General features: G+C 43.4%; 17 protein-coding genes and 2 pseudogenes. 10 read left to right on the top strand and 9 right to left on the bottom strand.

The annotated features are described in order from the left end of the window. Both KUG37_RS13795 and KUG37_RS13790 read left to right on the top strand, forming a co-directional pair. Nucleotides 1-110, top strand: a pseudogene (locus KUG37_RS13795) (IS982 family transposase); the annotation flags it as partial. A gap of 186 nt (nucleotides 111-296) precedes the next feature. Then, complete coding sequence (locus tag KUG37_RS13790; RefSeq protein WP_216937883.1) at nucleotides 297-998, top strand: DsbC family protein; 702 nt, start codon at nucleotides 297-299, stop codon at nucleotides 996-998. Nucleotides 999-1,099: 101 nt separating this feature from the next. On the opposite strand, the gene KUG37_RS13785 is transcribed toward KUG37_RS13790, so the two are convergent. From KUG37_RS13785 to KUG37_RS13765, 6 genes are all read right to left on the bottom strand, one after another. Further along, nucleotides 1,100-1,357 (bottom strand): GlsB/YeaQ/YmgE family stress response membrane protein, encoded by a 258-nt coding sequence (locus KUG37_RS13785; protein ID WP_216937881.1) that lies wholly within the window; start codon nucleotides 1,355-1,357, stop codon nucleotides 1,100-1,102. Nucleotides 1,358-1,532: 175 nt separating this feature from the next. Further along, complete coding sequence (gene hpt, locus KUG37_RS13780; protein ID WP_216937879.1) at nucleotides 1,533-2,060, bottom strand: hypoxanthine phosphoribosyltransferase; 528 nt, start codon at nucleotides 2,058-2,060, stop codon at nucleotides 1,533-1,535. 123 nt (nucleotides 2,061-2,183) lie between these two features. Next, nucleotides 2,184-2,309 (bottom strand): hypothetical protein, encoded by a 126-nt coding sequence (locus KUG37_RS14865; protein WP_302052336.1) that lies wholly within the window; start codon nucleotides 2,307-2,309, stop codon nucleotides 2,184-2,186. Then, the gene (guaD, locus tag KUG37_RS13775) at nucleotides 2,284-3,612 is read right to left on the bottom strand and encodes a guanine deaminase (RefSeq protein ID WP_216940607.1); all 1,329 of its coding nucleotides are present in this window, start codon (nucleotides 3,610-3,612) and stop codon (nucleotides 2,284-2,286) included. Before guaD ends, KUG37_RS14865 begins: the two co-directional genes overlap by 26 nt. A 293-nt stretch (nucleotides 3,613-3,905) precedes the next feature. Beyond that, complete coding sequence (locus KUG37_RS13770; RefSeq protein ID WP_216937889.1) at nucleotides 3,906-4,871, bottom strand: TerC family protein; 966 nt, start codon at nucleotides 4,869-4,871, stop codon at nucleotides 3,906-3,908. Nucleotides 4,872-5,202: 331 nt separating this feature from the next. Then, nucleotides 5,203-6,396 carry a sugar transporter gene (locus KUG37_RS13765; RefSeq protein ID WP_216937875.1) on the bottom strand — a complete coding sequence of 398 codons (1,194 nt, stop codon included), beginning with the start codon at nucleotides 6,394-6,396 and terminating at the stop codon, nucleotides 5,203-5,205. A gap of 459 nt (nucleotides 6,397-6,855) precedes the next feature. Between KUG37_RS13765 and KUG37_RS13760 the strand changes: the two genes are divergently transcribed. Beyond that, a complete protein-coding gene (locus KUG37_RS13760) occupies nucleotides 6,856-7,146 on the top strand; it encodes a GNAT family N-acetyltransferase (protein ID WP_216940604.1) in 291 nt (96 codons plus the stop codon). Nucleotides 7,147-7,683: 537 nt separating this feature from the next. Further along, nucleotides 7,684-8,157: a BLUF domain-containing protein gene (locus KUG37_RS13750; RefSeq protein WP_216937871.1), complete on the top strand. Its 474-nt coding sequence runs from the start codon at nucleotides 7,684-7,686 to the stop codon at nucleotides 8,155-8,157. Nucleotides 8,158-8,221: 64 nt separating this feature from the next. On the opposite strand, the gene KUG37_RS13745 is transcribed toward KUG37_RS13750, so the two are convergent. Further along, nucleotides 8,222-9,307 (bottom strand): zinc-dependent alcohol dehydrogenase family protein, encoded by a 1,086-nt coding sequence (locus KUG37_RS13745; protein ID WP_254202711.1) that lies wholly within the window; start codon nucleotides 9,305-9,307, stop codon nucleotides 8,222-8,224. 354 nt (nucleotides 9,308-9,661) lie between these two features. Beyond that, nucleotides 9,662-11,026 (bottom strand): UDP-N-acetylmuramate:L-alanyl-gamma-D-glutamyl-meso-diaminopimelate ligase, encoded by a 1,365-nt coding sequence (mpl, locus tag KUG37_RS13740; RefSeq protein WP_216937869.1) that lies wholly within the window; start codon nucleotides 11,024-11,026, stop codon nucleotides 9,662-9,664. A 243-nt stretch (nucleotides 11,027-11,269) separates the two neighbouring features. On the opposite strand from mpl, the gene KUG37_RS13735 reads away from it, so the two are divergent. The 4 genes from KUG37_RS13735 (at nucleotide 11,270) to KUG37_RS13720 (ending at nucleotide 15,465) form a co-directional block, all read left to right on the top strand. Continuing rightward, a complete protein-coding gene (locus KUG37_RS13735) occupies nucleotides 11,270-11,611 on the top strand; it encodes a DMT family protein (RefSeq protein ID WP_216937885.1) in 342 nt (113 codons plus the stop codon). Nucleotides 11,612-11,809: 198 nt separating this feature from the next. Further along, nucleotides 11,810-12,322 (top strand): 5-(carboxyamino)imidazole ribonucleotide mutase, encoded by a 513-nt coding sequence (purE, locus tag KUG37_RS13730; RefSeq protein ID WP_216937867.1) that lies wholly within the window; start codon nucleotides 11,810-11,812, stop codon nucleotides 12,320-12,322. Between the two features lie 15 nt (nucleotides 12,323-12,337). After that, nucleotides 12,338-13,459: a 5-(carboxyamino)imidazole ribonucleotide synthase gene (locus KUG37_RS13725; RefSeq protein ID WP_216940602.1), complete on the top strand. Its 1,122-nt coding sequence runs from the start codon at nucleotides 12,338-12,340 to the stop codon at nucleotides 13,457-13,459. A gap of 713 nt (nucleotides 13,460-14,172) precedes the next feature. Then, complete coding sequence (locus tag KUG37_RS13720) at nucleotides 14,173-15,465, top strand: lytic murein transglycosylase (RefSeq protein ID WP_216940600.1); 1,293 nt, start codon at nucleotides 14,173-14,175, stop codon at nucleotides 15,463-15,465. Between the two features lie 228 nt (nucleotides 15,466-15,693). Here KUG37_RS13720 and KUG37_RS13715 read toward each other — a convergent pair whose 3' ends face one another. Next, nucleotides 15,694-16,821: an anhydro-N-acetylmuramic acid kinase gene (locus KUG37_RS13715; RefSeq protein WP_216938253.1), complete on the bottom strand. Its 1,128-nt coding sequence runs from the start codon at nucleotides 16,819-16,821 to the stop codon at nucleotides 15,694-15,696. Nucleotides 16,822-16,901: 80 nt separating this feature from the next. Here KUG37_RS13715 and tyrS point away from each other — a divergent pair, with 80 nt between their 5' ends. Both tyrS and KUG37_RS13705 read left to right on the top strand, forming a co-directional pair. Continuing rightward, nucleotides 16,902-18,116: a tyrosine--tRNA ligase gene (tyrS, locus tag KUG37_RS13710; protein ID WP_216938251.1), complete on the top strand. Its 1,215-nt coding sequence runs from the start codon at nucleotides 16,902-16,904 to the stop codon at nucleotides 18,114-18,116. 526 nt (nucleotides 18,117-18,642) lie between these two features. Beyond that, nucleotides 18,643-18,915, top strand: a pseudogene (locus KUG37_RS13705) (hypothetical protein); the annotation flags it as partial. Between the last annotated feature and the right edge of the window lie 613 nt (nucleotides 18,916-19,528).

Below are 19,528 nucleotides of genomic sequence, written 5' to 3'. Positions count from 1 at the left end.
AAGCACGTAGTCTTCATGGATTTCTCAGCGGAATTTATGCTTCGCTATGTGCATATCAATTAACCCATCGAAATAAGCCAAAAATTCAAATTATGAAATCATCGGCTTAAGCAGGATTCAGGTTAATCTAAAATCACTCGATAAAAAGAAAACTCAAGTAATATAATCAAAACGTTCCACGTGAAACATCAGGTGTTATTCCAAAACCAATGAACAGTAACATAAATACTTCGCACATTTAAAAGCAACCTGATTAAAATCAGAACATATTTTTATCTTATTGTTGCAGAATCTTTATGCTAAAAAAAACACTGATCATTGCTTTAAGCACAATGCTATCGAGTCTGGCATTTGCCAATATAGACACCGTTAAGACCAGTCTGGCCAAAAATAGCCCGAATTTAAAAATTGAAAATATTCAGACCACAGAAATGCAAGGCATCTATAGTGGCTCCATGCAGGGCCAAGTGGTTTACCTGAATGGAGATGCCAAGCATCTGATTGCCGGCCCGATGTTACGGATTCAGGATCAGCGTAATCTGACCCGTGATTTAATGCTCAAACAAAACAGTGTGGACTGGAAAAAGTTACCACTTCAGGATGTTCTAAAAAGTATAAGAGGTACAGGTAAACGTCAGATTGCGATCTTTTCTGACCCAAATTGCCCATATTGCAAACAGCTTGAAGTAGAACTGAACAAGCTGAAGGATGTGACCATTTATACCTTTATCCTGCCTTTAAAACCACAGTCGGTTGCGCCTTCAAAACAGGTATATTGCGAGTCCAATCCAGCTCAGGCCTGGGAAGATCTGATTGCAAAAGGGATTCAGCCTAAATCGAAAAAGAGCTGTGCCAATCCAATTGAGCGAAATAAAAAACTGGCTGAGTCTTTGGGTGTGAATGGTACGCCTGCAATTATCTTCTCCAATGGTTTTAAGGTGATGGGCGCCTATCCGGCAGAACAGATTGAACAGATTTTTAAAGAGTTTGATCTATAACAATTAAATAAAGCTATCAGTCGCTCAATATAAAAAAAGCACCTTTTTAGGTGCTTTTTTTATTCAATTCGTTAAATCAACCTCAGAAACATCTGATTGGTTCAGACTGTACGGCGTTTGGTGACCATATTATAAATAAACAGAATAACCACAGCCCCAATCACGGAAGCGATCAGACCTGCTGCAGAGTCTGCAGAATACAGGCCGAGCATACGGCCACCGAAAGTCGCCAATAAGGAGCCGGCAATACCCAGGAGCGTGGTCATGATAAAACCTGCCTTGTCATTACCGGGATGAATAGCACGTGCAATCAGACCTGCTACAAAACCAATGACAATGGCCACAATAATTGTCCACATATGCAATACTCCTTCTTATCATGTCTTTGTTTTCACATCATGTATGAGTCATCTTGAAATAAATTGTGAAGCATAAAAAGTTGAATCCTGAAACGAGATGTTATTTTTTGTTCCCAATTTTCTGTCTATTTTGGGCATAAAAAAAGTGGCATAAGCCACTTTTTTTAACCTGATCTTAAAGACCGATTTCCCCAATAAATGGCAGGTGACGATACTTCTGGTCATAGTCCAGGCCATAACCCACGATAAATTTATCTTCGACTTCAAAGCCCATAAATTCGACCTTCAAATCGATTTCTCGACGCGATGGTTTACTTACCAAAGTACACAGTTGAATCGAGTTTGGCTGTCGGGTTTGCAGGATTTCGAGTACTTTGCTTAAGGTATTGCCTGAGTCAATAATATCTTCAACCACCAACACGTCTTTACCACGGATTTCACCGTCTAAATCTTTCAGAATTTTTACATCACGTGACGATATCGTGCCACCGCCATAGCTGGACACAGTCATGAAATCCAGTTCATGCGGTTTTGAAATCACACGACACAAATCGGCCATAAAAATCACTGACCCCCGTAATAAACCGATGAGCACAAGTTCTTTGTCACTATTGGCATAGTGTGCATCGATTTGAGCACCAAGCTCTTTGACTTTAGCTTGAATTTCTTCAGCGGAAATCATTACGCTCATTTGAACGGTCATGGGTAGATACCTAAAAAGTAAAAATAGAAAAATAAAAAAGGTGTTGACCTGCAACACCTGAATACGCAGCAATTTTAATACATCCCTAGCAGAGATGCACCTGTTTGCTGGCGGTAAATGTAATCATTTTTTAGTCGTGGCTGAATCGCGTTTCAGTAAAAAAGCACAGCTGAGCACGATTGCAGACATGATCAAGTATTGGCGACGGCGGTTTTTTTCCGCTTTATTCACTGGACGCTGTTTTGACATAGACTGCTGCTCCATACACATAAGTGGCTACAATATTACGGTCATCGCCGAGCATGGTCAGTGCAAAAAATGCATCTTCAATATTTTTGGCTCTGCTTTGACGTAACTGCTGTAAGGCGGTGGCTTCTAGATCCAGCACCACAAAGTCCGCTTCCTTGCCAATGTTAAAGTTACCCAGGCGATCATCCAGACTCAAGGCTTTGGCACCGCCCAAGGTCGCATGATATAAAGCTTCAAATGCAGAGAGCTTTTCGCCTTGCAACTGCTGCACCTTGTAAGCTTCATTCAGGGTTTGCAGCTGGTTAAATGACGTCCCTGCCCCGATATCGGTACCCAGTCCCACTTTAACGCCTTTGTCCCAGGCCTTTTTCAGAGGAAATAAACCACTGCCCAGAAACAGGTTAGAGGTTGGACAAAAGGCAATGGCTGAGTCGGTCTGCTGCATACAATCCCACTCCTGTTCTTCCAGATGCACACAATGCGCGAAGACGGACTTGCTACCGGTTAAACCATAATGATGATAGACATCCAGATAACTTTCACGCTCCGGAAACAATTCTTTGACCCAGGCAATTTCACTTTTATTTTCACTTAAATGGGTATGTATATATACATCCGGATATTCGGCTTTGAGCTGTCCGGCTTTTTGTAACTGTTCAGGCGTTGACGTCGGTGCAAAACGTGGCGTAATTGCATACAGGTTACGGCCCTGTCCATGCCATTTTTCAATCAGCACTTTAGAATCTGTATAAGCTGTTTCCGCAGTATCCGTCAGCGCATCCGGTGCATGGCGATCCATCAGGACTTTACCCGCGATCAGACACATATTGCGTTTGGTCGCCGCATGGAATAAAGCATTTACTGATTCAGGATGAACGGTACAAAAGACCAATGCAGTGGTGGTGCCATTTTTAAGCAATTCCTGCACAAAAAACTCGGCAATTTTTTCACTGTAGGCCGCATCTTGAAACTGGATTTCGGTGGGAAAAGTATAGGTATTTAACCATTCCAGCAGTTGTTCACCATAAGCCCCGACCATTTCCGTTTGCGGGAAATGAATATGGGTATCGATAAAACCCGGAACAATCAGTTGATCGGGGTAATGCTGTAATTCAGTGTTGGTCGGAAGCAGTGACTGCCCTTCTTGCCATGTACCAAACCACTGGATTTTACCATCGTGAATGATGACTAAACCATCTTCTACATATCGCACTTGGTCGTGTATATCACGTGCTTGGGCAACTGTATTCTGAATATCGAGGAAGCGACCACGGATCGCTGTCGTTGCAATTACAGAAGACATTCTAAACCTACGCTTTTGATTTTTTCGATTGATTGTAGCTGAAAAAAATTACCATATTTGTATGAATGTTCATATTTAACCATGCGCATTTTTTAGAGGTTAGATGATCACAAGCAATTTCAACAGATGGTGCGTGCGCAGCCGACGTTAATACAAATTATTTGCAGTCGATCGCCCTTATGGGTTTAAGAGATAGAGTTGCGTTAAAGCTACGTTGCAATCCGAATTTGGTCAGTTATGCGCTGTTTAAAAATAAAAAAGCCTGCATCCGCAGGCTTTTTTGATGATTAATTTTACAGGGTTGTTTCGTTATGCTTCTTGCTATGACGCATAGACAAGATTGCGGTGACAGCCAAGACAATCACAATAAAGCTCAGTGAAATCCAGATCGGCATATGGAACACATCCAGCATCAGCATTTTAAAGCCGATGAAGACCAGAATGATCCCCAGACCATAAGGCAGATAATGCATTTTTGAGGCTGCACCCGAGAGCAGGAAGAACATCGCGCGTAGACCTAAAATCGCCATCAGGTTTGCTGTGAGGACAATAAAGGGATCGGTGGTAACGGCAAAAATAGCCGGAATGGAATCGACTGCAAAGATCACATCTGAGGCTTCGACCAGAATCAGCACCAGGAACAATGGCGTTGCCCAGAGCAAACCATTTTGACGTACAAAGAATTTGTCGCCCTGAAGTTGCGGGGTAATGCGCATATGTCTACGCAGCCATTTCAGGATCGCCATATCTTCAATGTTGTTGTCATCTTCATGCTGGCCACGCAGGAATTTGAAGCCGGTATACACCAGAAACGCACCGAAGATATACAGAATCCAGGAGAATTCCTGTACGAACCAGGCACCAATAAAAATAAAGATGGTTCTGAGTACAATCGCACCCAGTACGCCATATAACAGCAACTTGCGCTGCAGCGCAGGTGGAATGGCAAAGGCGGCGAAGATCATCAGCCAGACGAAGACGTTATCAATCGCTAGGGATTTTTCCAGCAGATAACCGGCAAAGTATTCCATGACCTTGGTATTGGCAACTGCCGCACCTGCGGTCTGCTCCAGATACAGCCATAACCCGCCACCAAATAAAGTTGCGACACTGACCCAGGCAATACTCCAGTAGGCCGCGGTACGGACTTTTACTTCCTGACCCTGCTGATGCTTAAAGCCAACGAAATCGATCACCAGCATGACTGCGACAATCGCGAAAAAGACAAGATACAGCCAGAGCGTACCAATGGTTTCCATGTGAATTCTCCACATCGGACGACTGGCCATAAAAAAACCCTGACCAGTTGCCAGATGAAAAACATCTATAACAACATGATCAAGGTCTTGCCTACATGTGACTGTTAAACTTGTTATAAAAAGTATTACAGTCACATGCTCAGATACCGACTTTTTGCAAAGTGTAATGACGATATTCTGACACGTTTAGCAATCTCAAGAGCGACTGTTAAACGTTTGGAGGAGGCTACTCCCCTTGTTCAAACTAATTTTTTTTGAGCCACAGCTCAATGTTTGGGAAGCATGACAGATTTTTGCTAAGACTACAATTTCATTTACAAAAATCCATGTTTTAAGGTGCTTTCTGAGCAAGGAAATCCAGACGCTGAACCAGATATAAGGTGATCAGAAAACCCAGACTAGCCAGAATAGCCCCTACCCAGCCAATACTATTTAGCCCGATGTGTGCCGTTACCAGACCACCAAGTAAAGCACCGCCGCCAATCCCGACATTATACAAACCTGAATAAATCGCCATGGCGACATCGGTCGCATCTGAGGCCAGATTCAAGGTCTTGGCTTGCAAGGCCAGACTAAAACCAATAATGCTGATGCCCCAGATTAACGCCAGACTATTGAGTTGAAATACATCTTGAGACAATGGCAGCAGTAACAGCAGCGAGATCGCAAGCCCGAGTGTAAACAGCGGAATAATGAGTCGGGGAAACCGAGGGGCAAAACGGCCAAATATATAAGACCCGATCAGACCCGCACCGCCATAAATCAGCAATAAGCTGGTGGTCTGTGCAGAGTTTAATTGCGCAATATTCAGTGAAAAAGGTTCTATATAACTATAGGCAGTAAATTGTGCGCTAATGACAATCACGGTCAGCGCAAACACCAGCATCAGGCTGGGACGTTTCAGCAAGGTTTTTAAGCTGCTGAGTGAACCTGAATTGACACTCGGTAATAAGGGCAAGGTTTTGGCCAGCAGTAAACAGACTATGCTCGCTACGACTGCAATCAAGGCAAAACTATTACGCCAGCCATAGGCCTCTCCGACCATACGACCAAATGGAATTCCCAGCACCATGGCCATGGCGGTACCGGTAGCCAATAAGCCCAGTGCCTGAAACTCTTTGCCCTTTGGAGCGACCCGTACCGCAAGTGAAGCCGTAATCGACCAGAACAGCGCATGCGCCACGGCAATTCCAATCCGGCTTAGAACCAGAATGCTAAAGCTCCAGGCAAAATAGGACAGCACATGACTCAGAATAAACACCGCAAATAAAACCATCAGCAGAAAGCGCCGTTCAATATTCTTGGTCAGTAACATCATCGGTAAAGAGAGCAGTGCCACCACCCAGGCATAAATCGTCAGCATCCACCCGACTTGGGTCGGTGACATGGCAAAACTTGCGCCAATATCACTCAATAACGCCACAGGGATAAATTCGGTGGTATTAAAAATAAAAGCGGCACAGGCCAAAGCAATGACGCATACCCATTGCCGGGTCACCGAAGAAGTGGAAGAAGAGCTGGACATAAAAACCTGCTGAAAAGAACAGGCCGGCAGTTTAAACCTGTTGGACAAAATGTGATATTGGAAAGGATGGCTGATTCACAATCACTTAAAGAAATCTAACAATGTAATACTAAAAAATATGCCAGTCTGGATTAAAAATACCCAGTCAGCAGGATATTGATTGAGCATGAGCAATGCGGTATGCAAGGTCGATGGTTTATAGCACCCCATGATAAACGGCTGGTAGAGATGAGCTATTCCTGTGCAGAAACAGGTTGAGGATAGAACAACTTGGGTAGATGAAAGCCTGCGCGGACAGCATGTCGGGCATATCTGGTGGAAGCCACGGTCAAATTTGCCCGTGAACAGAGGGTATCAGGATGATTCCAGAATGCTCTTTTGCCAAATCGGTATTTGAACGAGAGCCTCGCTTTAGCGATGCTTTATAACATTAAAAAATGAAAATAAAGGTTAGTTCATATGCAAATCAAATATCAAGATTCAAAACGCGGTGGTGTGTTTTTTATGGAAGATCAAGGACGGCGGTTGGCCGAAATCACCTATCAGTGGCAGGGAAATGCAGTCATCATTGCCGATCATACTTGGGTTGATCATTCCCTGCGGGGCCAAGGCATTGCCCGAGAAATGCTGGATGTACTGGTCGATTTTGCCCGTGAAAAAAGTTTAACCATCATCCCGCATTGTTCCTATGTAGATGTCATGTTTACACGTGACCGCAGTCTGGCAGATGTTGCAGCAACGGCTATTTAAGAATCCAAGGGGATTTGCCGAAAGACAGATGCAGTTTTTCTTGTAAGGCAGGAATAAATACGACCTCTAACAAGGTATATAAACCGAAACCTGCCATCACACCGGTCATGGCCCAGAATATTTCTTCAAATTATTGCAGCATCCATCATATTGCCATGATCAGCAGGTAACTGGCATGGAAATAAACACGATGGCCGACAAGTTGCAGGATGGCCTAGCTAATAACAATTGAACTGATCAGCAGATTGGTTTGAGCGCTGAATGCCCAATCATTTAAAGTGATCATCAGGAGAAAACACCCACATACCATGGCGAGGGTTAAAATCAGATCTTTTAACATCAGGCCGTATCCTTTTTTTTATAGTAGGTGTATGAAAGTATTCATTTATAATGTAGCCACTATTGTTGAAAGTTTAATTCCAAAATGCAATCTGAAAATCTTGTAAGCAAAAACGAATATTTGCTTAAAAAAATAGTCGATTTAATTTAAGATTATTGATTATATTGTGGTTTTAATTGTTCTTCTGAGTAAGATGCATGATGCTACAACTTTGCTATGCCAGTGAACGCATAGAATCTGAACAGGATTTATTACAAGAGTTGAGCGATATTTTGACTACCGCCCGGAACTTTAATCAACAGCATCAGATTCATGACGTTTTGTATTATTCCCATGGCAAGTTTTTCCAGTGTCTGGAAGGTCAAGCCGAGGTAGTAGAGAATTTATTTCAGAGCATTTCTCGGGATGCTCGTCATCATAAGATCTTGCGTTTTAAAGATACGATCGTAGAGCAGTCTCACTTCTCGAAGTGGTCAATGAAATATGTGCATAAACACAGCGAAATTTCTTCTTTATTTTCACGTTTAGGTTGGGCACAGTTTGAACCGCATGCTTTACAGCCACTGCAACTTGCTGAATTCCTAAAGATACTATATCGCCTGGAAGAAAATCAGGCCAGTCTGGCATCACCAAAAGGCTATAAGCAGCGTGGGTATATCCCCTATTTCTGATCTGTAGATCAAAGCTAAAAATAAAAAAGTCCGCAATGCGGACTTTTTTATTTTTATGCATTAACTAATTGTAGTTGATCATGACTTTCAAAGCCTTTTCATCAGACGCATGTTTGAAGACATCATAAGCTTTTTCAAAATCAGCAAATTTAAAATGGTGGGTTGCCAGTTTTTCCAGCGGCAATTTGCCGGAACAGCAGGTTTTGAGCAGCATACCTGTGGTATTGGCATTGACCAGACCTGTGGTAATCGTCAGGTTTTTAATCCAGAGTTTGTTCAGTTCAAAGCCGACTGGTTTTCCATGCACGCCGACGTTGGCAATATGCCCGCCTTCTTTGACTACATGCTGGCAAATATTCCAGGTCGCTTCTACACCAACTGCTTCCATAGCACAGTCAACCCCCCGCCCTTCAGTAATCTCGAGTATCCGTTGGATGGCATCTTCCTTGCCAGAATTGATGGTATGCGTTGCACCAAGTTCTTTGGCAAGTGCGAGGCGGTTATCATCCATATCTATAGCAATGATTTGCCCGGGGGAATAGAATTGCGCAGTCAGTAAGCAGCCCATGCCAATTGGCCCTGTGCCCACGATTGCAATACTATCACCCGGCTTAACGTCGCCATATTGCACGCCAATCTCATGTGAGGTCGGCAATACATCCGATAAAAACACCGCAATATCTTCATGTAAACCTTCAGGTAAGCGATAAAGTGAGGTATCGGCAAAGGGGGTACGTACATATTCGGCATGGGTTCCATCAATCATATAGCCCATGATCCATCCGCCATCATTTCTGCAGTGGGCATAGAGCTGTTTCTGACAGTTTTCGCAAGTACCGCAGCGGCTGACACAGGAGATAATGACCCGGTCGCCTTTTTTGAAATTTTTAACGGCAGAACCGACTTCTTCTACAATGCCAATGCCTTCATGACCTAAAATACGCCCGTTAAAGCTGCCCTCTTTTTTGATGGCCTGTTCTTGGATTTCCGGGTTTTTACCTTTCCAGATCCCGAGATCTGTACCGCAAATGGTGACTTTGCTTAGTTTAATTACAGCATCGGTGGGTTGCAAAATAGTGGGAATCGGACGGTCTTCAAAGCGGATATCATTTTCACCGTAATAGACCATCGCTTTCATTGTTGCTGTCATGACACATCTCCTAAAGGAGTAAGGAATTGAGAGTGACCTGACTTGGCAAGAATAGCGAATGCTTATATGGCCTGGATTGAACTGCAGTGAGGGGGCGCATTCCTGCTCTGGCTTCAGGCCTGTAAATACCTGGGTTCTTTCTCGATTATGCCTTGCGTGTTATGGGGCTACAATGAGTCTTATGTATAGATTGCAACAAAAAATCATCAGGGAGGGTTTAGGGAGGAATCCGCTGTTTGGATCAATATCTAAGTCATGGTATTTCAGGATCAGAACAGGTATATGCTTTTGCTCAATTAACGTTTTGATCTGTTAAAAAAGCCCGCGAGGCGGGCTTCTTCACTTAAACTTATTTTATGCTTGTAAAACAGTAATCAGTTTCTGATGCAAACCACCAAAACCACCATTCGACATAATCACTACGGCATCGCCCTCGCCCGCTTCAGCGACCACAGTCTGAATAATGTCATCCAGTGTGCGCGCAACTTTAGCTTTGTTGGGTGCAGCATCAATGACCGGCTGTAGATCCCAGTTCAGCCCTTCAGGTTGATACCAGATCACTTCATCGGCCAGACGTGCAGAATGGGCCAAGCCATCTTTATGGCTGCCCATGCGCATGGTATTGGAGCGCGGTTCAATAATCGCCCAGAGTTTGCGTTCACCCAGACGTTTGCGCGCGCCTTCCAGGGTTGTATCAATCGCAGTCGGATGATGGGCGAAATCATCATACACCTCGATACCACGAACTGTGCCTAACAGCTCCATACGGCGTTTTACCCCGCCAAAATTCGACAGTGCTTCACAGGCGGTTTCAATGGATACCCCGACATGTTCAGCGGCTGCAATCGTTGCGAGTGCATTGGCCACCGAATGCTGTCCGGTCATATTCCACTGTACTTCACCTTTGACAACGCCGTGTTGCAGGACTTTGAAATGTGAACCATCTGCTGACAATTGTTCGGCATACAGTTCAGAATTTTCATTCGCATTCAGACTGGTGCGCACTACAGGTGTCCAGCAGCCTTGTTCCAAGACTTCATCAATATTGCTTTCAGTAATTGGCGCGATAATCCGGCCTTCACTTGGAATGGTGCGGACTAAATGATGGAACTGTTTTTGAATCGCGGCCAGATCATCGAAGATATCGGCATGGTCAAATTCCAGGTTATTTAAGATTGCGGTTTTTGGATGGTAATGTACGAACTTGGAACGCTTGTCAAAGAAAGCAGAATCGTATTCATCAGCTTCGACACAGAAGTATTTCCCGCCACCGAGACGCGCACTTTCAGCGAAACCAAGAGGTACACCGCCAATCAGGAAGCCTGGCTCCAGACCGGCTTGATCCAGTACCCAGGCCAGCATCGTGGTGGTCGTGGTTTTACCGTGTGTTCCGGCAACACCCAGCACGTGTTTGCCTTGCAGGACATGATCGGCCAGGAACTGCGGACCGGAAATATAAGGCAGACCGGCATTGAGCATATATTCGACAGCATCAATGCCACGCTTCATGGCATTACCCACAATGACCAGATCCGGATGCGGCTGTAGATGGCTGCGGTCATAGCCCTGCATTAAAGTAATACCTGCATTTTCAAGCTGGGTTGACATGGGTGGATACACATTCAGGTCTGAACCTGTTACCTGATGGCCCAGATCGCGTGCAAGCAGCGCTAACGAGCCCATAAAGGTGCCACAAATACCCAAAATATGCAGATGCATCTACTTCACTCCGTTCCTGTCTGACCCGTCACCTTATATTGGTGCTGTTGGCATGATTTATTCAATTTGCAAGCAACGATAGCAAGGCTTTACATGAAAAGATAGTCAAAGTTCAGGCCGGGTTGCGGGATTTTTTTAAATCCTGTTTCATGGATAAACTCAAAGAAAAGTTACAAGCGCTGCAATATCTTTTCGCCAAATAAACGGTAAAATAAGTTAAATCTTTTTGCAGAGTGCATGCAGATGCTCCCGGCTCTATTTCTTCTGGTAATTGCCAACTGTTTTATGACGCTGGCCTGGTATGGGCATTTAAAATTTTTGCCGCATGATGCACCACTCTGGCAGGCGATTTTACTCAGTTGGATCATTGCCCTGTTCGAATATAGCCTGATGATTCCGGCGACCAGATTGCTGGCACAGCAAGGGCTGGCGGTGGGTCAAATGAAAATTACCCAGGAAGTGGTGACTTTACTGGTTTTTGTTCCTTTTATGATTTTTATGTTTAAACAGCCGTTTAGACTGGACTATCTCTGGGCAGCTTTATGTCTGTGCGGATGTGTCTATTTTGTATTCCGCAGTTCCTAACTCACTTTAAGTGCAACTACTCTCCTATTTTTATTCCGGTTTTCAAGATTCCTCTAAAAAAATAAGAAAAATCGAGCCTTGCTTTGACCGTTAAATTTTATGAAGTTGAATTTTCAGTCTATAATACGCCCTCCTATTCAAGCTTGGCTCTCTCGTCGAGATTTATCTTTTCTTACTTTAATCTCTGGAAAATTTGCAATGAATGCGGCTGCTGCACAAGATACTCCTCTCGTAGGTATTATCATGGGTTCTCAATCAGATTGGGCAACTCTCGAACACACTGCCAATATGCTCAAGCAGCTTGGTGTCCCATTTGAAGCCGAAGTTGTTTCTGCACACCGTACCCCAGACCGTCTGTTTGAATATGCCGAGCAAGCGCGTGATCGTGGTATTCAGGTGATTATTGCCGGTGCAGGTGGTGCAGCGCATTTACCAGGTATGTGTGCAGCAAAAACTGATCTGCCAGTGCTGGGTGTACCAGTCAAATCTTCGATTTTAAACGGTGTCGATTCGTTGCTTTCTATTGTGCAGATGCCAGCAGGTATTGCAGTTGGTACATTGGCCATTGGTCCTGCTGGTGCCACCAATGCCGCAATTATGGCGGCGCAAATTCTTGGTTTGACCCGTCCAGAAATCGCAAAAAATGTTGCAGATTTCCGTGCAGCGCAAACAGAGAAAGTCGCAAGCAAAAATATTCCAGGCCAGGCTTAAGTCGAGACACAGATTATGGATAAAACCATCGGTATTTTTGGTGGCGGTCAGCTGGGTCGTATGATGGCGCAAGCGGCACTTCCATTAAATATTCAATGTACGTTTTTTGAGGCCAGCTCAGACTGCCCTTCTGCTGCTTTGGGTCAGGTTATTTCGAGCCAAGCTGAAAATGGTCTGCAAGATTTTATCAACAGTGCAGATGTATTTAGTCTTGAGTTTGAAAATACACCGCTTGAAGATGTCGACGTACTGATACAAAGCAAGCAACTGCATCCGCCACGTCAGGCCTTAGCGATTGCACAGCATCGGTTGTCTGAAAAAGCCTTGTTTGATGAATTGGCGATTCCAGTTGCGCCGTATAAAGCGGTCACTTCACTGGAAAGCTTAAAAGCAGCTGTGGTTGAACTGGGCTTGCCAATCGTACTGAAAACTTCACGTGGCGGTTATGATGGCAAAGGACAGTTTGTTCTACGTTCGGCAGACCAGATTGATCAGGCCTGGGCAGAATTGGGTCCTGCGGGTGAACTGATTGCTGAAAGTTTTGTGACTTTCTCACGTGAAGTCTCGATCATTGCAGTACGCGGCCAGAATGGTGATGTCAAAACCTGGCCACTGGCTGAGAATCATCATCATAATGGCATCCTGTCACACTCGATTGTGCCTGCACCCAACAGTGCAGCCTTGCAACCCGTGGCGCAGGACTACATCACTCGCCTGCTGAATCATCTGAACTATGTCGGTGTCTTGACCCTTGAACTGTTTGTGACAGACCAAGGCTTATATGCCAACGAGATGGCACCACGCGTGCATAACTCGGGGCACTGGTCGATTGAAGGTGCCGTATGTTCGCAATTTGAGAATCATGTACGTGCGGTAGCAGGTTTGCCTTTAGGCTCAACTGAAGTGATCCGTCCAAGCGTACTGGTGAACATTATTGGTCAGTATCCAGAGTCCGCAGAGGTTCTGGCTTTGGAAGGCGCACATTTGCATCTGTACAACAAGTCAGAGCGTGAAGGCCGCAAGATTGGTCACATTACCCTGATGCCAAATGACAGCGCGCAATTGTCTGTACTTTGCCGTCAACTGGCGAACATTTTACCGAATCCATTGGCATTGAGCGAAGATATGACCATCTAAGCTTTAACTTGCTGATAAAAAAAGCGATCACTTCGGAGATCGCTTTTTTATTTGCCTGCTTTCAGGCATGATTGCGCCTCTTCAAAAATACCTGCCATTGGTCAGATCATTTTGTAGATCAATTGCTTATAAACTGATCAATTGAGTATAAATATAACAACTCAATAAAACCCTATGTCAGCCTAATTTTGTGCTATTCACTTGTGGATAAGCCTGAAATCAAAGTTTGAATTTAAAACCAGAAAGCAGTTTTGAATTTAAATTCATAAAAATAAATTCAAATTTAAAATGGACTTTGAATTCAAACCTGCGCTTTTAAATTCAAAAATATGAATTCAAATTTAAAGCTGAATTAATGAATTCAAAGTTTTTGAATTTAAATACATCTGTCTATTTTTTTAAATGAATTTAAAAGAAAAAATATTGTAATTAGAACATGTTGATGAATACTGCTCACTTTTCCTGAAATAAGTTATCCATAGAAATTTTTTAAATTCAAAACTGATTTTCAGGGTTTTGAATTTAAATTTAAAAATCCTGAAGATTTGAATTTAAAACAGGTGTGTGGATAAGTTGTATTTGAATTTAAAAATTACAAAATGAATTTAAAAGTGTAGAAATTATGAATTTAAATTTACGTATTGGCGCTTTAATTTTCATCATGAACTGCTAAGGTAAACACATAATTCGAAATCTAAATATTCAAGGGTCTTATGCAACGGCTTGCACTTTTTGTTGGTTCGGTGATCTTGGCTGCCTCACAGGCACAGGCTGAACTTATTATTAATGGTCAGCGTGTTACGCCGACTGATTTGACCTCTACTTCAAGTAGGCCGAATTATGCATCCCAAAATAATTTTCAAAACTGTCTCGCCAATTTGCGCAGTCAAGCGGTGGCTAGAGGTGTCAGCGGCAGCACGTATGATCGTTATACCCAAAACTTAAACCCGGATTATTCAGTCATTGAGCGCCTGAATTACCAGCCTGAATTTTCTACCCCAATTTGGGATTATTTGTCAGGTCTGGTCGATGAAGAGCGGGTCCAGCTCGGTCGGCAAAAACTGCAGCAGCATCGTGAAGTGTTAAACCGTATTAGTGCCGCTTATGGGGTGCCTGCAGAAACCATCGTAGCCGTATGGGGCGTCGAAAGTAATTTTGGTGATATTTCGGGTCGCTACCCTTTATTACAGGCTTTGGGTACTTTGAGTTGTGAAGGTCGTCGCCAGAATTATTTCCGTGGTGAGTTTTTTACTACCATAAAATTGTTACAGCGTGGTGATGTACGCGAAGAGCAACTCAAGGGTTCGTGGGCCGGTGCATTTGGTCATACCCAGTTTATGCCATCGACTTATGATGAACTTGCTGTCGATTTTGATGGTGATGGCCGACGTGATCTGGTCTCGAGCATTCCGGATGCACTGGCTTCTACCGCCAATTTCTTAAGCAAGCGTGGCTGGCAGACTGGACAGCCTTGGGGCTTTGAAGTCAAAATTCCTCCAAGCATGTCTGTTTCAGGTGAAGGCCGTCGTAATAAAAAATCGTTGAGCAGCTGGATCAATCAAGGTGTGGTTCGTGCCGATGGTTCACCTCTAATTCAGGGGAATTTATCGCAATCTTCGCAAGCCGGATTACTTGCACCGGCAGGTCCGAATGGTCCGGTGTTCCTAGTCTTTAAAAACTTTGATGCCATTTATAGTTATAATGCAGCAGAAAGTTATGCCTTGGCGATTGCGCATTTATCCGATCGTTTGCAGGGTAAAGGTAGTTTTGTGGCTACATGGCCCACCGATGATCTGGGAACTTCGCGTGCAGAACGTCGTGAGATCCAGCAGTTTTTATTGAATCGAGGCTATGACATTGGTGTGGTAGATGGCCTGATTGGTGATAAAACTCGTCAGGCGATTCGTCAGGAACAGCAGCGGTTGGGCTTAAGCCCTACTGGCCGCGCCGGACAGCAGATTCTGCGTGCTTTTAGAAATGAAAATGCCAAACGGATGATGCAATAAGACAGCATTGGAAACGAAAAAAAGGTCTGTAGTTATACAGACCTTTTTTAATGACTATGTATACGTTCTTTCATAAATCATTTTTCTAGTCTCTACCAAGAAAGCTCTCTCCTGGTAGGAGACCTGCAGTTCATGCTCTTCATCTCAGAGAAAAGAGATTTTCACTATCCGTTTAAATATGAACAGAAACAGTCATTTTAGGTTTATGAAAGATAGCTATAGTTAAGTTTAAACAGCAGTAATGGTGCCGAGTACACGATACCCGGCAGCCCCGGTGACAGTCGGTAGGTTGCCATTGAGCTGCTTCATAAAACGCATCGCTAGCCAGGCAAAGGCGGTGGCTTCTACCCAGGTCGGGCTTAAGCCTAAATCCGCTGTGGTTTGTACACTCCACTCGTGTTTGCGTAGACGCCAGCGCAGCTGCTCAAGTAAATAGGAGTTATATGCACCGCCACCACACACGAAAACTTGTCCGGTATCCATGCCAGAACGGTAAATCGCTTTTTTAATCGCACGTGTAGTGAGCTTTAATAAAGTCGCCTGTACGTTTTCCGGCGTATCTTCCAGTTCATCGTATTGCAGGTCATTGCGCCAGTCGGCAATCTGTTCGTCCAGCCACTCCAGATTAAAATCTTCACGGCCGGTACTTTTTGGAGGTTCTTTGGAGAAAAATTCGTGTGACTGTAAGCGTTCAAGCAAGCTGCGGATCGGGGTGCCATAGGCGGCCCAATTGCCATTTTCATCATAAGGCTGGCCGGTATAGCGAGCACACCAGGCATCCATCAGGATATTGGCCGGTCCGGTATCAAAACCATAAACATCTTCAGGCTTTCCGGCAGGCAGCAGGCTGACATTGGCAATCCCGCCTAAATTTAAAATCACCCGATGAATGCTGTCATGCTGGAAAATATCCTGATGAAAAGCAGGTACCAGTGGGGCACCCTGACCGCCAGCAGCCAGATCACGACGACGGAAATCTGAAATCACCGGAATCTGGGTGATTTCAGTAATAATGTTCGGATCACCAATTTGCAGGGTAAAACTATGTTCAGGGCGATGACGGATGGTCTGGCCATGCGAGCCAATCGCCTTGATTTTGGATTTATCCAGGTTGTTTTTTTCAATCAGTGCATTAATACCATGACCAATCATTTGTGCCAGTGCTACATCAGCTTTGCCCATGCGGTCAATTTCATTGTCATCCGGCAAAGTCAGCGCCATCAACTCATCCCGAAGGTCGGGATCGAACGTTAAAGTGAGTGTGGCATGAAGCTGGAGTGGATCAAAAGAAGCAGCAACAATATCGACACCATCCATGCTTGTGCCGGTCATTACCCCAATATAGATCGCTGTCATGGTTATACTTAAGCCTGCAATATGCTGAAAAAGTGTTAGTATATCGCACAAATTGAGTAACTGATGTATTGGATTTTGTGATGTCAAATTTCCTGCCGGCTGAAGAACAACTTGCCCTCATTCAACGAGGCACCCACGAAATTATTTCTGAAGAAGACCTTCTCAAGAAATTAAAACAGAATCGCCCATTAAAAATTAAAGCGGGTTTTGATCCGACTGCACCTGATTTGCACCTAGGCCATACGGTTCTTATCAATAAGTTAAAGGTATTTCAAGACTTAGGCCATGAAGTGTTCTTCCTGATCGGTGATTATACTGCGATGATCGGGGATCCAACCGGGAAGAGTGCAACGCGTCCACCATTGTCACGTGAACAAGTGCTTGAGAATGCAAAAACCTATCAAGAACAAGTGTTTAAAATTCTTGATCCCAATAAAACTAAAGTGGTGTTCAACTCGGAATGGTTTGCACAAAAAACTGCAGCCGACTTAATTCAATTGGCTTCACAGCAAACTGTGGCGCGTATGTTAGAGCGTGATGACTTTACCAAGCGTTATAACAACCAACAGCCGATTGCGATTCATGAATTTTTATATCCATTGGTGCAAGGCTATGACTCGGTAGCGCTAGAAGCTGACGTAGAGCTGGGTGGTACAGACCAAACCTTTAACCTGTTGATGGGGCGCACCCTGCAAGGTCGTTATAACCAGGAACCACAAGTGTGTATCACTGTGCCAATTCTTGAAGGTTTGGATGGCGTCAATAAGATGTCTAAATCTTTGGGTAACTATATTGGTGTATTTGATGCGCCGGGCGCGATGTACCAAAAAGTACTTTCAATGCCGGATGCATTGATTGAGCGTTATTTTGATCTGCTCAGCTTTAAAAGCATTGAAGAAATCCAGCAGTTGCTAAAAGAAATCGCTGAAGGGCGTAATCCTCAAGAGGTGAAAAAGATTCTGGCACTGGAACTGGTAGAACGTTTCCATGGTGCAGAAGCGGCTGCCAATGCGCATAAAGGTGCAGGTAATATCATTACTGAAGGTGAACTGCCTGAAGGTACGCCAGAAGTTACTATTTCACGTGGCGAGTTTGGTGGTGAAATCTTCATTACCTCGATTTTACGTGAAGCAGGCTTAACCAAAAACGCAGCCCAAGCCAAAGATGCGTTGGGTCGTGGCGCGGTGAAAGTGGACTGGCAGACTGTAGATAGTTCTTATTCAGTGAAAGAGAACATAACCTTGATTATTCAGGCCAGCAAAAAAGCGATTGCCAAAGTTACTTTCGTCGACTAAAAAGCTGATAAGTTGTTGAAATAAAAAGCAGGCTTCGGTCTGCTTTTTTATTGATGTGCTATATTCATAAATCGAATAAGTAACTTCAAAAAAAACCCTATGAAAACAATAGTTAATTTTTTCCAAATCGCTTGCTTTTCGGAATTATTATGTATAGGATTTATTCATCTAGAGAATTGGTTTAGACATCTAGAGGGTAGTAATAATAAGGTAACTTCATAATTTATAAGGTCTCTTTTCTAAGAGGCTCTTTTTAAGCTTTAAAGCGAATAACTATAATAATGACATAATGGATCGGGTAAAGATTCAATTCTAAGGAGGAGATTTTGGGAGAGATCTCTTCCTTTTTTATTTGTTTTTATTTCATGATCAATATTTAAATCTACAGACAGACTCTTCTCATGGAGTAATCACCCTTAATATCAATGAGCAAATCAGACTGGGGTGAATGACATCTAGGAAAGAAGTGCATTTCAACTGACTGCAAAAAGGGCAAAATATAAAAAATTAAAATAAAGGTGATTTGATGTATCGCTATCGAACAGAAGATACTTTTGATGAACCGATCGCTTGCATTTTACGGTTCTTGTTTGTGTACCAGCCTGTCGAACAAAAACAGCAACTCTATATACCTGCCTATACTTTATTTATGCAGCTTGATTTGGCTGCACATTACTTTTTATTTTCCCTGATAGGAGAGCAGTTACCGCGACGTGCGAAATTATTCTTTGTTGCTGAGGATTATCAGGGCAAGAAAGAGATGATTGTAGAAATCATGCAACATTGGCTTGGGCAGGAATTACCGAAAAGTCGCTTGATTAGAAATAACAGGCTTTGGGTTCTATATATAAGTAAGCAGGATGTTGCACTCGAAACCTGAAAAATGAATGGTTCTTTTATAGAACAGTTTAATTACAGGCTTCTATAAAACCGCTTTGAGTTAAAAATTGCTGCTAAAGCTGTGAAGATCAGACTGAAATAAGTGCTTTAGAAAGATATAGATCAATTTTTATTCTCTTTTTGAGTGTCAGCTTGAATTAAAAGCCTACATTTAAGGATTTATATCCTGTTCTTCCCATTTTAAATATTGATTTGATCGTTTTTAGGTCTAAATAATTTTTCATCTAGGAAAATAAAATGGTGTGTTTAGTGCATTTGTGGGCTAAAAATGCTTAAAAATTAGATAAAAAAGCGATTTTTCAGTAATTTTTGTAGAAAAAAAAGACATACGTGAAAAATATAGTGAATTGGGGGTTGCAATGATTTTAAATTCCTCTAGAATGCACCCATACCGACGAGATAGACGGAAACGAACGAAGCACGAAGTGCTGAGTTGTTAAGTATATCGAAGTCCGGCTTCTAGCGCTGACGAAGTGTTGGAAAGATCATTAAGAGCTTATGAAGAACAACTT

Source organism: Acinetobacter sp. BY419, assembly GCF_019038395.1.
Lineage (GTDB): Bacteria > Pseudomonadota > Gammaproteobacteria > Pseudomonadales > Moraxellaceae > Acinetobacter.
This window is presented reverse-complemented; position numbering and strand designations above follow the sequence as displayed.